Origin of the sequence: Paenibacillus sp. AN1007 (assembly GCF_040702995.1) — a bacterium.
GTDB lineage: Bacteria > Bacillota > Bacilli > Paenibacillales > Paenibacillaceae > Paenibacillus.
The window spans coordinates 664,855-678,827 of record NZ_CP159992.1; the positions used below are offsets into that span (position 1 = coordinate 664,855).

At 49.3% G+C, this 13,973-nt stretch carries 10 protein-coding genes and 1 other annotated feature; all 10 genes read left to right on the forward strand.

Features of this window, described 5'->3' with window-relative positions:
• The first annotated feature begins 56 nt into the window (after positions 1–56).
• The 10 genes from hemA to ABXS70_RS03025 all read left to right on the forward strand — a co-directional run bounded on the left by hemA (position 57) and on the right by ABXS70_RS03025 (position 13,950).
• Positions 57–1,442 carry a glutamyl-tRNA reductase gene (gene hemA, locus ABXS70_RS02980; RefSeq protein WP_366293763.1) on the forward strand — a complete coding sequence of 462 codons (1,386 nt, stop codon included), beginning with the start codon at positions 57–59 and terminating at the stop codon, positions 1,440–1,442.
• Positions 1,443–1,495: 53 nt separating this feature from the next.
• Positions 1,496–2,284: a cytochrome c biogenesis protein CcsA gene (gene ccsA, locus ABXS70_RS02985; RefSeq protein WP_342556430.1), complete on the forward strand. Its 789-nt coding sequence runs from the start codon at positions 1,496–1,498 to the stop codon at positions 2,282–2,284.
• Between the two features lie 5 nt (positions 2,285–2,289).
• Positions 2,290–2,940, forward strand: coding sequence for a bifunctional precorrin-2 dehydrogenase/sirohydrochlorin ferrochelatase (locus ABXS70_RS02990; RefSeq protein ID WP_366293766.1), 651 nt, complete (start codon positions 2,290–2,292; stop codon positions 2,938–2,940).
• Between the two features lie 2 nt (positions 2,941–2,942).
• A complete protein-coding gene (hemC, locus tag ABXS70_RS02995; protein WP_366293769.1) occupies positions 2,943–3,899 on the forward strand; it encodes a hydroxymethylbilane synthase in 957 nt (318 codons plus the stop codon).
• A gap of 4 nt (positions 3,900–3,903) precedes the next feature.
• Entirely contained in the window at positions 3,904–5,484 is a 1,581-nt protein-coding gene (gene cobA / locus ABXS70_RS03000) for a uroporphyrinogen-III C-methyltransferase (protein WP_342552530.1), read from the forward strand.
• Between the two features lie 159 nt (positions 5,485–5,643).
• Positions 5,644–6,645, forward strand: a complete 1,002-nt coding sequence (gene hemB, locus ABXS70_RS03005) for a porphobilinogen synthase (RefSeq protein WP_342552529.1) — start codon at positions 5,644–5,646, stop codon at positions 6,643–6,645.
• Positions 6,646–6,763: 118 nt separating this feature from the next.
• On the forward strand, positions 6,764–8,068 hold the full coding sequence (gene hemL, locus ABXS70_RS03010; RefSeq protein ID WP_342552528.1) for a glutamate-1-semialdehyde 2,1-aminomutase: 1,305 nt from the start codon (positions 6,764–6,766) through the stop codon (positions 8,066–8,068).
• Positions 8,065–8,970 carry an RluA family pseudouridine synthase gene (locus ABXS70_RS03015; RefSeq protein ID WP_366293774.1) on the forward strand — a complete coding sequence of 302 codons (906 nt, stop codon included), beginning with the start codon at positions 8,065–8,067 and terminating at the stop codon, positions 8,968–8,970. The genes hemL and ABXS70_RS03015 overlap by 4 nt, the downstream gene beginning before the upstream one ends.
• Positions 8,971–9,178: 208 nt before the next feature.
• The gene (locus ABXS70_RS03020) at positions 9,179–10,783 is read left to right on the forward strand and encodes a LysM peptidoglycan-binding domain-containing protein (protein WP_366293777.1); all 1,605 of its coding nucleotides are present in this window, start codon (positions 9,179–9,181) and stop codon (positions 10,781–10,783) included.
• Between the two features lie 159 nt (positions 10,784–10,942).
• Positions 10,943–11,221 (forward strand) — a binding site (T-box leader).
• Between the two features lie 65 nt (positions 11,222–11,286).
• Positions 11,287–13,950, forward strand: coding sequence for a valine--tRNA ligase (locus ABXS70_RS03025; protein WP_342552525.1), 2,664 nt, complete (start codon positions 11,287–11,289; stop codon positions 13,948–13,950).
• Positions 13,951–13,973 lie beyond the last annotated feature (23 nt).

Below are 13,973 nucleotides of genomic sequence, written 5' to 3' on the forward strand. Positions count from 1 at the left end.
ATAGACATATACAGTAAGCACTTTGATTGGAAATTTATTAGGCAGGTGAACTTGCAATGCACATCGTTGTTGTTGGTTTGAATTATCGCACGGCGCCTGTAGAGGTCAGAGAACGATTCACATTTGCAGAAAAGGACTTGTCTGAAGCGCTGCAGCAGCTCAAGCTGACCAAGAGTGTATTGGAAGGTGTGATCGTAGCCACTTGTAATCGTACTGAATTGTACGTTGTGGTTGACCGTCTTCACATGTGCGGTTATTTTATTCGAACATTTATGGAACAGTGGTTTAACGTTCCACGAGAAGAATTTACGCAGCATTTATATATATATGAAGATGATCAGGCTATGCGCCATCTGTTCCGTGTAATCTGCGGACTAGATTCGATGGTCATTGGAGAGACCCAGATTCTTGGCCAAGTGAAACAGGCTTTTTTCAAAGCGCAGGAAGAGAAAGCGACAGGAACTTGGTTTAACAAGCTGTTCAAACAGGCTGTTACTCTGGGCAAGCGGGCACATTCGGAAACGTCCATTGGGGAGAGTGCCGTTTCTGTCAGCTATGCGGCGGTTGAACTGGGCAAGCGAATTTTTGGTATGTTCACTGATAAAAAGGTGCTTATTTTGGGTGCCGGTAAAATGAGTGAACTTACAGTGAAACATCTTTACGCCAATGGAGCGTCTGAAGTTATTGTAGCCAACCGTACGCTCGCCAGAGCCGAGGAGCTTGCCAGCAAATTCCGGGGCACTCCTTGTACCATGGAACAGGCACTATCGAGACTGGATGAAGTAGATATCGTGATTAGTTCCACAGGTGCAGAGCGTTATATTCTGGATGCAGGTATTGTACGCGAAAGCATGAAGCGTCGGCAATCCCGTCCGCTGTTCCTGATCGACATTGCGGTACCACGTGATATCGACCCGGCTATCGGTGAAATCTCCAACGTATTTCTTTATGATATCGACGATCTGGAAGGCATCGTCGAGAGCAATATGGAGATGCGTAAGGTAGAAGCAGCCAAAATTGAAAGAATGATCGATCTGGAAATGGAAGATTATTATCAGTGGCTCAGAACGCTTGGCGTTCGTCCAGTCATTCGTGCGCTGCAGGAGAAGGGCGTTTCCATTCACGAAGAAACGATGGATAGTCTGTTCGACAAGCTGCCGGAGCTGGATGAGCATCAGCGTAAAGTGATTCGTCGTTTGACCAAAAGTATTGTGAATCAAATGACCACTGATCCGATCAACCGAATCAAGGAAATGGCAGGTACGAAGCAGGGTGACGAAGCACTGCGCATGTTTACGCAGATATTCGCGCTGGAAGACGCAGTAGAGATGGCTGCTGAAAAAGTGAATCAGAGTGATGCAACAGCTCTGGGCAAACCAGCGGTTCACCTTAACGAAAACCGGCAAGACCCCGTGCCGGCTTATGTTCCGGCAGGCGTATAAGGCGGGTGGGCGGCTTGACCCTTGCTGAACAAATCTATGAAGTATTAATCTATATGTATGCCCTGAGCCTACTGTTCTATTTCTCGGACTGCATTCGACGCAATGCGGGGGCGAAGCGGACAGGCACAGGGTTTCTTGTTGTTGTATGGGGACTGCAGGTGACCCATGTGATCCTGCGGATGTGGATCGAAGGCCACTTCCCGATCTATACCACATTTGACTTTCTATTTATTTTCTCTTTCAGCATTGTGCTGATGTCATTAATTATGACTCGGGTGCAGCGTTCAGAATTTGTCATCCTGCTGCTGAACATCGTTGGATTTTCGGTAACGGTATTGAACAGATTATGGTTTACAGCAGGCGAGATCTCACTTCACAATTGGCAGACGGTTCACGGTTTGTTAATCATGCATATTACCTTGGCCAACCTGGGCTTTGCGGCTTTGACGGTTGCGTCGGTATTTGCACTGCTGTATCTGTTCCTGCATCACAAGTTGAAAAACAAAAAATGGAATGATACGGTGCGGCGTTTGCCCAGCCTGGAGGTCATAGGGAAATACATGGATGGTGCCACATTGATAGGTACGCCACTTCTAGGTGTATCCGTTGTGCTGGCTGTGCTGTCCATCGTCGCAGAACGGCGCTGGCATCTGCTGCTGGATTCAAAAGTGATTGCAACAGGTTTGGCGATTGCGATCTATGTGGGTTATTTTATCGTGAAGAGAAGAAAACAGTTTTCGATGATCGTGATGTCTAGGTGGACATTGATTGGATATGCTCTTGTCATTATCAGCTTCTTATCCAATGCGTACTCAGCGTTTCATCGCTGGACGGGAGAGTGAAAGGGATGGAACACTACACGCCGATTTATGTGAATACTTCAGGACGGTCCGTCTTTGTTGTCGGCGGAGGTCGCGTGGCCGAGCGCAAAGTGAAGGGATTGCTGCAGACAGAAGCCCGAATTACGGTAGTCAGCCCGCAGCTTACGCCTGCTCTCGAACAACTGCATCAGGAATCCCGATTCGATTGGATAGCCCGGTCCTACCGCAATGGAGATTTGCGGGGGGCCTTTCTCGTATATGCGGCTACGGATCAGCAGCAGGTTAATACAGCTGTAGTTCAGGAGGCTGAAGCTGCATCTATATTGGTGAATGATGCCATGTCTTCGGGCAGCAGCAGTTTTATTACGCCTAGTGTGGTGAGACGAGGGCGATTAAGCATTGCCATCTCGACTGCCGGTGCAGGACCTGCGGCGGCGGCCGAGATTCGTGCTATGCTGGAACAGCAGTTCGGAGATGAATACGAGACGTATCTTGATTTTTTGCACCAGATGAGGATGGAGATCAAATCCCGAGGGTTACCTCCAGCGGTTAGAACCAGACTGCTGCGGCGTCTGACGGAGATGAATCTGCTGGAAATGATACGTACAGGTCGGTTCCAATGGTGGACTGAAGAAGAAATCGGGAACTGGATATCCCGTAATCAGGAGGAAGTGTAGATATGCGGACAATTAAAGTAGGCAGCAGACAGAGTGCTTTAGCACTAACCCAGACGGGGTACGTTATTCAGGATATGCGTGATATTTGTAAGCGGGAAGGTTTAGCTTTTGACTTTGAGGTACATAAGATTGTGACGAAAGGTGACCTCATTCTGGACGTTACGTTGTCCAAAGTGGGCGGTAAAGGTTTGTTTGTTAAAGAGATTGAACAGGCAATGCTGGATCGTACCATTGATATGGCCGTACACAGCATGAAGGACATGCCCTCCGAGCTTCCCGAAGGGCTGGTTAACGGTGCTGTTCCCCGGCGAGCAGACCCAAGGGATGCACTTGTATCTCGCGGAGGGCTTACGCTTGATCAACTGCCAGAGGGCGCAAGAGTTGGAACAAGCAGCCTGCGCAGATCAAGCCAGTTAAAGGCCTATCGCCCGGACCTGCAGCTGGAATCCATCCGCGGCAATATTGATTCCCGTCTGCGAAAGCTTGAAACCGAAGGGCTGGATGCCATCATTTTGGCAGCAGCAGGTTTGTATCGCATGGGCTGGCAGGATCGAATTACCGAGTATTTGACGGAGGAAGCTTGTCTTCCGGCTGTAGGTCAAGGGGCTCTTGGTATTGAGTGTCGTGAGGATGACGAGGAGCTGCTGCATTTGTTGTCGCTCTACAATGATCCGACAACCGCTTCACCCGTAATGGCGGAACGACGTTTTCTCAGCGTGTTAAATGGAGGCTGTCAGGTACCGATCGGAGCACATGCGGTATGGGTACCGGAACAGGATGCTGTTTCCCTGAACGGTGAAAACAAGTTACAATTAACCGGGATGGTTGGTACGCCGGATGGCGGACTGATTTTGAAGGAAACATTGAGCGGCAAAGATCCGGTCCGTTTGGGAGAAGAAGTGGCCTGGAGATTAATTGAGCGCGGAGCTGAACAGATACTGGCAGAAGTTAGGGGATGAATGCATGGCGGGGAAGGTCTTTTTGGTAGGTGCGGGTCCTGGAGATGCAAGGTTGATTACCGTAAAAGGATGGGAAACCATCGGCAAGGCGGATGCTGTAGTGTACGATCGTTTGGCGAGTCCACGATTGCTGAAACTCATGAAACCGGGTGCGGTTAAAATCTATGTAGGGAAACGTCCGGATCGGCATACGATGAAGCAGGAAGAGATTAATCAGCTTCTTGTTGATCTGGCTCTTGAAGGCAAGGTTGTTGTACGTTTGAAAGGCGGAGACCCCACAATTTTCGGACGGGTTGGGGAAGAAGCAGAACTGCTGCACAAAAACGGTATTCCGTTTGAAATTGTACCTGGTGTAACCGCCGCGATCAGCGTGCCTGCATATGCAGGCATACCGGTGACACATCGTGATTATGCTTCTTCCATCTCAATTATTACCGGACATGAAAGTCCGGATAAGCTGGATCGCAGCATTCATTGGGATAAAGTAACGAATGCAACGGGTACACTGGTATTTATGATGGGTGTTGCCAAGATTGGTTATATCAGCGAGCAGCTCATTCGTCATGGGCGTCCGGCAAGCACACCTGTAGCGCTTGTACGTTGGGGAACACGTGCAGAGCAGGATACCATTACAGGAACGCTGGAGGATATCGAAGCTAAAGTTACTGCGGCAAACTTCCAGCCACCTGCTGTAATCGTTGTCGGAGATGTTGTGAATCAGCGGGAGCAGTTAAAATGGGCAGAGGTGCTGCCGCTGTTTGGCAAACGAATTCTGGTTACTCGCGCTCGCAGTCAAGCGAGTGAACTGGTCAGTCGCATCGAGGAACTCGGCGGAGAACCGTATGAGTTTCCAGTCATTGAGACGGTCATGCCGTCCAGTGAATCGTCCAAACAAAGTGTCAAAGAGGCACTCCATGTGTTAAATACGTTTGATTGGGTCTTTTTCACAAGTGTGAATGGTGTAGAATTTTTCTTCCGTCATCTGGAAGACGAAGGCAAGGATATTCGCTCGCTTCATCAAGCGAGAATTGCCGCAGTGGGGCCGTCTACGGCAGAAGCACTGCGTAAGCACGGCATTGCACCCGAAGTTGTAAAGGGGCCTTTTCAGGCGGAAGGTATGCTGGAAACATTTGAGAGTGAATTAAAGGCGGGTCAGAAGGTGCTTATTCCACATGGCGATCTTGCACGCTCCTGGCTGCCGGAACAACTGCGAGAAAGAGGGCTTCATGTTACTGAGGCCATCATCTATGACACCATTCTTGCGGGTGAGGATGACGATGAACTGCTCAAGCTGCTTGAAGAGGGCGGTATCCATGCGATGACCTTTACAAGCTCTTCCACCGTGAAGAACTTTATGAAGATGCTGAAACGCATGGGTGTAGACGATCCGCTGCCGCTGCTGAAGGGAGTAGAGGTTGCGTGTATTGGTCCGGTTACAGCCAAAACCGCAGAGGATGCTGGATTGAACGTCACTTTGATGGCAAAGGAAGCTACGATGACCAGCTTGATCGATGTATTGTGTGAGTGGAAACGTGCTGGCGGCAGTGGAACTGACAGCAGCATGGCTGGGCAGCTGCACGAATAACAGTTGTGAGAGTCAATTAGATTAAATCATTATCCTCTATGGATATCGTTATATGGAGAAGAGACAAGCTTCGGCTGAACCTAGGAAGCGTGCTGCATTCGATAAGAAACAGCGCGCTTCGCTTTTTGCAGCATAAAATTTCAGGGAGGTATATTATAAATGGGGTTTCCAATCGTACGTCATCGCCGTTTACGTCAATCAGCAGGCATTCGCAGTATGGTAAGAGAGACACACTTGACTGTGGATGATTTTATTCAGCCGATCTATGTCACATACGGCGAAAATGTTAAATCCGAAATTAAGTCTATGCCGGGTGTATTTCGTTTCTCGCTGGATCGTTTGCAGGAAGAAGTGAAAGAGATTGCTGAGTTGGGCATTCCGGCTGTACTGTTGTTCGGTATTCCGGAAACGAAGGACAGTGTAGGTTCGTCCGGTTTTGCTGAGGATGGTATTGTTCAGGAAGCCACGAGATTAATTAAATCCTGGTATCCTGAATTACTGGTGATCGCAGACACATGTCTGTGTGAATTCACAGATCATGGGCACTGCGGTATGGTGCACACAACTGAGATTGACGGCCATATCTGCGGTGACGTTCTCAATGACGAGTCACTGGAGCTGCTTGTCCAGACGGCAGTGTCACAAGCTAAAGCTGGCGCAGACATTATCGCTCCTTCAAATATGATGGACGGTTTTGTCCAGGCGATTCGTGCAGGTCTGGATGAGAATGGATTCAGTCATATCCCGATTATGTCATACTCCGTTAAATATGCTTCTGCGTTCTACGGTCCATTCCGTGAAGCAGCAGATTCCACACCGCAGTTCGGGGATCGCAAATCATATCAGATGGACCCGGCAAACGCTCGGGAAGCACTCCGCGAAGCAGAGACCGATGTGCTGGAGGGAGCCGATATGTTGATGGTCAAACCATCGCTATCCTATCTCGATATCATGCGTACCATCAAGGATCAATTCGATCTCCCGCTCGTTGCTTATAACGTAAGTGGAGAGTATGCCATGGTAAAGGCGGCTGCCATTCAAGGATGGATTGATGAGAAAAAGGTAGCTATGGAAATTTTGCTCAGCATGAAACGTGCAGGAGCAGATATGATCATTACGTATTATGCCAAAGATGCATCAAGGTGGCTGGCTGAAAAGTAAGCTGCTGTATACCAACGGGTTAAATATAGACCGTGTATATATATCCAAATAAAACCCATAGGCCTTACTCTTTTAAAAGAAAGATACAAGTAAGGCCGTTAAAATAAGGAGGATGTTCATGACTGCACAACAAGGCAATCGCCGCAATGATGAGCGCTCACGCAGCGCATTTGAGGAAGCCAAGCAGTACATACCTGGAGGAGTAAACAGTCCGGTGCGGGCATTCAAATCGGTGGGACTTACGCCAATCTATGTCGAGCGTGGAGAGGGCTCCAAAATCTACGATATTGATGGCAATATGTTCATTGATTATGTAGGCTCTTGGGGACCATTGATTATGGGGCATGCCCATCCAGATGTTGTGGAGGCACTCCGGGAGACCGCCCAGAAAGGCACTAGTTTTGGTGCGCCAACACTGCTCGAAACAGAAATGGCGAAGCTTGTCTGTGAGCGTGTGCCTTCTATTGATATTGTGCGTATGGTTAATTCCGGTACAGAAGCAACGATGAGTGCAATTCGATTGGCGCGTGGAGTAACCCGACGCAGCAAAATACTGAAGTTTGAGGGTTCCTATCATGGACATGCAGACAGCTTGTTGATTAAAGCTGGTTCGGGTGTAGCCACATTGGGATTGCCAGATAGCCCCGGAGTTCCAGAAGGGGTAGCTGTGAATACAATCACGGTGCCTTACAACGATTTGGAGTCCGTACGTCTTGCTTTTGAGCGGTTCGGAGAAGAGATTGCTGGAGTGATCGTAGAGCCGGTTGCAGGTAATATGGGCGTTGTACCTCCGGCTTCCGGATTTTTGGAAGGCTTGCGCAGTGTGACTGCGGAGTATGGAAGCTTGTTGATCTTTGACGAGGTGATGACTGGTTTCCGTGTAGGACTTAACTGTGCACAAGGCCGGTTTGGGGTTACACCGGATTTGACATGTCTGGGTAAAGTCATCGGTGGTGGGCTTCCAGTAGGCGCTTATGGGGGCCGCCGGGATCTTATGGAACAGATTGCACCGACAGGACCAATCTATCAGGCTGGTACACTAAGTGGTAATCCGCTGGCGATGGCTGCGGGTTATACTACGCTGAAGCTTTTGACACCGGAAGTTTACGATCGTCTGGAGCTGCTGTCTGCACGTTTACAGGCTGGATTCGAGAAAAATGCAGCAGAAGCAGGCGTTGCTGTAACGATTAACCGTGTTGGTTCAATGGTATGTCCATTCTTCAGTGCCGTTCCGGTAACTAATTACGATATTGCGAAAGATAGCAATCTGGATCAATTCCGCCGTTATTTTGCAGCGATGATAGATCATGGTGTTAGTGTTGCACCTTCCCAGTATGAAGGGATGTTTGTATCCGGAGTGCATACGGAGCAGGATATTGAGGATACCATTGAGGCAAACCGCAAGGCTCTGCAATCGTTATGAGTATCAGAAGCTGGAAACGCCGCGGGCAGTGGCTTGAGCTGATGCCGGGTAAAGCAGTAACTGGAAGCGAGGACAGACAGGCTGCCGCTGAACAATGGCTTCTGTCCGAGCTTCAATTCCCGGAGAAGCTGCTTCGCCAGCTCAAGGCATCTCAGGGCATACAGCTAGCAGGGGACCGGCTTCGGCTGGCCCTTTTTGCTGTGCAGGCACTAGATGTGGAGCCTCGCTGGGCTGATCTGGATGTATTGTACGAAGATGATTTCTGTCTCGTTGTGCATAAACCGGCCGGGATGAAGCTTCATCCGGATGGAAGCCGTGAAGATCAGGCAGTTACACTGGATCATGCGGTAGCTTCTTATTACGAGATGAACGGAATCCAGACGAGTGTGCGGCATGTTCATCGTCTGGATGAGGATACGACGGGTCCTGTTTTATATGCCAAAAATACGTTTGCGCTCGCCAAACTAGACGAAGCGATGCGTCATAAAGCGATTGATCGTCAGTATGCTGCCATCGCAGGCGGCCAAGTTTCGGGTGATCTCCGCAAAATTGATGCACCGATTGGAAAGGACAGGCACCATAAGCAGCGCAGACGTGTGTCCGAAGGAGGACAGGATGCGGTTACTCATGTGGAGATCGTACACGTATGGGACAGGGCTACGCTGGTGCGTTTGAAACTGGAAACGGGTCGTACACATCAGATTCGTGTTCACCTCAGTTATGCCGGGCATCCGCTTGTAGGTGACAAGCTGTATGGAGGACGTTCAGATCAGATTGGCCGGCAGGCTCTGCACGGTGAAGTCCTTCGATTTACTCATCCTTTAACCGGAGCTTCCATTGAAGTACATGACCCTTGGCCGGCGGATTTTGAACAATTAGCAGCAAGAGAGAGTCACAATTAGAGCACGGACCTGTTCAAGCAGGTCCGTTCTTTTTTTGTTTACACTTACTTTGAAGTCTCAAAAATTGCTGAAACCCGTGCATGCTTTTCATAAAAGGTGGCATGCCCATCCCATTTCGGGCATATAGATGGGTAACGAAGGATTGAACCATGGATCAGTCCCATGAGAAGGATCATGGTGAACATATGCCGAAAGGAGGACGCCACCTTTGTTGAATCAACCTTATGGTTTGCGGTTCGATATTTATGAGCGTGTTCATTTGTCTGAGGGAGTGCCTGCCATTGAGGAACTGGAAGAAATTGAACTATATCCGCGCATCCAGGTAATCGGACAGGACGACCATGCCACCCTGAGGGGGCATCTGCTGCTTACAGGAACGTACCGGGGGGAAAGTGAAGATTCAGAGGAATTAAAGCATTTTATACCTGTCGAAATTACTGTACCATTAAACCGGGTGAGATCCATTGATGATATTTCGATTGAAATTGAAAATTTTGATGTTGACCTGTTATCCAGCCGGAGTCTGAATATTACAGGTGTACTTTCATTGCGAGGCATTGAGGGCTTCCCTGTAGAGGAACCTCAGGTGTGGTCTGCAGATGAATTTACGGTTGTTCACTCGTCTGAAGCTGAGCAGGACAGCCGTACGAATGAACGGGAACAGGCGGAGCAGTTCGAACTGCAGGAACAAGCGGGGCGATATGAGCCAGATGATCAGTTCCAGCAGGGTGAAGAAAACGAGCTTGCGAATGCGGCTGAACTTGCTGCGTACGGTTCTCCCGAATCAGCAGATTTGTCTGTGAGAACCCAGGGAGAAGCGGGATATGAAGAGCTCTCGCAAGCTTATTGGAATCAGGCATCGGCCGAGCCGTTAACGCCGGACACTGCTGTAGCTGATGAACGGGATGTACACAGACAGCCTGAGGCAGACGACGGAAGTTTGCTCTCACAGACATCAAATGAAACATATGAAGCGCCTTCTCCAATCTCTTCATTTGAAGCCCCATCTCCAATCTCTTCATTTATGGCGGAGACGGCCGACAGACTCGCTTCCTATCCGGAGTCTGAACCGCTTCTTCCGATAGAAGAAGAAACGTCAGCATGGACTGAGCCAACCGTAATTAGCGTACCCGAGAACCTGATATCTTCGAGTTCCTCTGCTTCTGAACAGGCCCGTTCAGAAGCAGAACAAAGACCGCTGGAAGATACAGCTCCTAAGGTATGGCACTTTGAAGAAGCTCGGTCAAGTGCCCAGCAGGAGGAGCAGGTGATTCCAAATACCTCAGCTCATGCACAGACCGAGAACTGGCAGGACGTATTTGCTTCATCTGAAGCGGTTCAGCCAGAAGAAGAGCGGCCTGTGCTGGAACCGGCGGAGGAAAACGCCCTGCTGCAGCATGAGGCATCTGTTCCTGAACCCATTGCTGAGGCGGAAGACAAGCCGGAACTGAAGGTTGCTTTCGGCAGCAAGAAGGAGTCGTCACCAAGAGAAGAAGAGGGTGTGGGCATCTCCTCGCTGTTATCATCCGGCCGTGCCGCTCGGGAAGTTGAGGAAGAGCGCGGTGAGGAGACCCCTGCTGGAGCTGTCCCAGAAGATACGAGTCAGGCAGAAGATGTAGAATGGAAGAATCTGTTCCTGGGAACGATTGTAGATCAGACACCGTTCCGCAAAGTAAAGCTGTGCATTGTGCAGCGCGAAGATACACTGGATGCCATTGCAGACAGGTACCAGCTCAGTACCAGAGAACTGCAGTTGTATAATCGATTGACCGAGCAGGTTGTAGAAGAAGGACAGATTCTGTATATTCCCTAAATTGCTGACTGGGATATGGCAGTCTAACCACCCGTAATCCTCTGAAGGGATTGCGGGTTTTCCTTGTTTTTTAGAATTCCACGTGTTCATAGTCAGCTTTCACTGCTGCCAGGTTGACTATCGCGCACGAGCAGGGTATGATGTGTTTAGGTTTTTTGAATAATGACGTGGATCGGGAGTAGTAGACAGTATGACCTTTCAGAGAGTGGGATCGATGCGCTGTGAGATTCCGCAGGAACCAACTGATCGAAGTCGCCCGGGAGTTGCCTGTTTGAGTTCTGTAGGTGGATGCTGCATATCCATTAACCTCGGAGGTAGGATGGGCCGGTCGCAGCCGTTATCTGCTTGAAGTGTCACGCCAGATCCAGGATGAACAGTTATCCCGATGTCAGCGTGAAACAAAGGTGGTACCGCGAAAGCTAACCTTTCGTCCTTTGATGGATGAAAGGTTTTTTTTGTTTTTTAGCGATGATGATGATGATGAAGTAACGGAGGAATGACACATGTCTGAACAAAAAAAAGCAACAACCGAAATGCCGACCACATATGATCCAAAGGCTGCAGAGGACAAATGGTACTCCACTTGGACAGAGCGCGGGTATTTCCAAGCGGGCAAACGCAAGGATGCTGAGCCGTACACGATTGTAATTCCACCTCCAAACGTGACCGGTATGCTTCATATCGGGCATGCACTTGACTTCACACTCCAGGATATCCTCATTCGTACGAAACGTATGCAGGGATATGATGCGCTTTGGCTGCCGGGCTCTGACCATGCAGGGATTGCTACGCAAACGAAGGTGGAGCAGAAGCTGCGTGAAGAGGGATTGACGCGTTATGATCTGGGACGTGAGAAGTTTCTGGAGAAAGTATGGGACTGGAAAGATCAATACGCTACAACCATTCGTCAGCAGTGGGGTAAAATGGGGCTGTCTCTTGACTATTCCCGTGAACGTTTCACACTGGATGAAGGTCTGTCCAAAGCGGTACGTAAAGTATTTGTACAGTTGTATGAGAAAGGTCTCATTTATCGCGGTAAACGCATTATTAACTGGGACCCGGTAAACCGTACGGCACTGTCTGATATTGAAGTTGAATATAAAGAAGTTCAGGGACATCTCTACCACCTGCGTTATCCGCTCCAAGATGGCAGTGGCCATATTACTGTGGCAACGACTCGTCCGGAAACGATGCTGGGTGATACGGCTGTTGCTGTTCATCCGAAGGATGAGCGTTATGCAGATATGATTGGTAAAACCCTCGTACTTCCTATTATTGGACGTGAGATACCGGTTATTGCTGATGACTATGTCGACAAAGAGTTCGGCAGTGGTGCGGTAAAAATCACACCTGCACACGACCCGAATGACTTTGAAGTAGGTCTGCGCCATGAACTGCCTCAAATCACGGTTATGGACGAAAGCGGGACAATGAATGCCGAGGCGGGTAAATATCAAGGGCTGGATCGCAGCGACTGCCGCAAACAGATCGTTGCAGATTTGAAAGAACAGGGTGTGCTGATCAGTATCGAAGATCATATGCACCAAGTGGGTCACAGTGAGCGTACCGGAGCAGTGGTTGAGCCGTATCTGTCCACACAATGGTTCGTTGAGATGAAACCGCTGGCGGAGAGAGCGATCAAAAGGCAGCAGAGCGGTGAAGGTGTTAACTTTGTTCCGGATCGTTTTGAGAAAACATACCTGAACTGGATTGAAAACGTTCGTGACTGGTGTATTTCCCGTCAACTATGGTGGGGACACCGTATTCCTGCTTGGTACGATGAGGAGACGGGCGAAGTGATTGTATCGGCTGAAGACCCGACGACACTGCCTGAATATGCCGGACGGAAGCTGAAGCAGGATGAAGATGTTCTGGATACATGGTTCAGCTCGGCGCTGTGGCCTTTCTCAACATTGGGCTGGCCCGAAGATTCGGAAGACCTGAAGCGTTATTATCCAACCAACGTACTCGTTACCGGTTATGACATCATCTATTTCTGGGTGGCACGTATGATCTTCACCGCCTTGGAATTCACGGATGAAATCCCGTTCAAGGATGTACTGATGCATGGTCTTGTACGTGATGCAGACGGACGTAAAATGTCCAAATCTTTGGGGAATGGTGTAGACCCGCTGGATGTTATCGAAAAATATGGTGCAGATGCGATGCGTTATATGATTTCGACCAGCAGTACGCCGGGACAGGATTTGCGTTTCCGCTGGGAGCGGGTTGAACAGGCTCGTAACTTTGCCAATAAAATCTGGAACGCTTCCCGCTTCGCATTGATGAACCTGGAAGGTTTCACCTACGAGGATCGAGATATCAGCGGTGAGCTCGGAACGGCGGATTATTGGATTTTGCACCGTCTGAACGAAACTTCCCGTGATATTACGCGTCTAATCGATGCATATGAATTTGGGGAAACAGGCCGCGTGTTATACAACTTTATCTGGGATGATCTGTGTGACTGGTACATCGAATTCGCCAAGCTGTCATTCTACGGAGACGACCCGATTGCGAAGAAGAAAACACAGTCGGTGCTGGCTTACGTGCTGGATCAGACCATGCGCCTGATCCATCCGTTCATGCCTTACATCTCTGAAGAGATCTGGCAGCACCTTCCGCATGAAGGGGAGACGATCACACTCGCTTCCTGGCCGGAATATGATCCTGCGCTGGAGAATCCGGAAGCTGTTGCCGAGATGAATCTGCTGATGGATACCATTCGTGCTGTTCGTAACATTCGTGCCGAAGTGAATGTGCCTATGAGCAAAAAGATCGAGTTAATGGTGAAGGCGAACAATGACGAAACATCCAGCATTATCGAGCGCAACAGTCATTATATCAAGCGTTTCTGCAACACATCCGAGTTTGAGAGCGGACTGAATTTGAGTTCACCAGACAAAGCCATGACGGCCATTATTACAGGAGCTGAACTGTACCTGCCGCTGGCTGGCCTGATCGATATCGAACAGGAAGTCGCTCGTCTGGAGAAAGAACTGCAGAACCTTGAAGGTGAAGTACTCCGCGTAGAAAAGAAACTGGCGAATGAAGGTTTCGTAGCCAAGGCTCCGGCTAAGGTTATCGAAGAAGAACGTGCCAAACAAGCAGACTATTCCGATAAACGGGATAAAGTCATTGCTCGGATCAAGGAACTGAAAGGTTAATACCAAAAGAGTCGGATGGAGTG

What these genes read in the sequence shown, in the direction of transcription:
- hemA (WP_366293763.1), top strand. Translation starts at nt 57, where the DNA reads ATGCACATCGTTGTTGTTGGTTTGAATTATCGCACGGCGCCTGTAGAG.
- ccsA (WP_342556430.1), top strand. Translation starts at nt 1,496, where the DNA reads ATGTATGCCCTGAGCCTACTGTTCTATTTCTCGGACTGCATTCGACGC.
- ABXS70_RS02990 (WP_366293766.1), top strand. Translation starts at nt 2,290, where the DNA reads ATGGAACACTACACGCCGATTTATGTGAATACTTCAGGACGGTCCGTC.
- hemC (WP_366293769.1), top strand. Translation starts at nt 2,943, where the DNA reads ATGCGGACAATTAAAGTAGGCAGCAGACAGAGTGCTTTAGCACTAACC.
- cobA (WP_342552530.1), top strand. Translation starts at nt 3,904, where the DNA reads ATGGCGGGGAAGGTCTTTTTGGTAGGTGCGGGTCCTGGAGATGCAAGG.
- hemB (WP_342552529.1), top strand. Translation starts at nt 5,644, where the DNA reads ATGGGGTTTCCAATCGTACGTCATCGCCGTTTACGTCAATCAGCAGGC.
- hemL (WP_342552528.1), top strand. Translation starts at nt 6,764, where the DNA reads ATGACTGCACAACAAGGCAATCGCCGCAATGATGAGCGCTCACGCAGC.
- ABXS70_RS03015 (WP_366293774.1), top strand. Translation starts at nt 8,065, where the DNA reads ATGAGTATCAGAAGCTGGAAACGCCGCGGGCAGTGGCTTGAGCTGATG.
- ABXS70_RS03025 (WP_342552525.1), top strand. Translation starts at nt 11,287, where the DNA reads ATGTCTGAACAAAAAAAAGCAACAACCGAAATGCCGACCACATATGAT.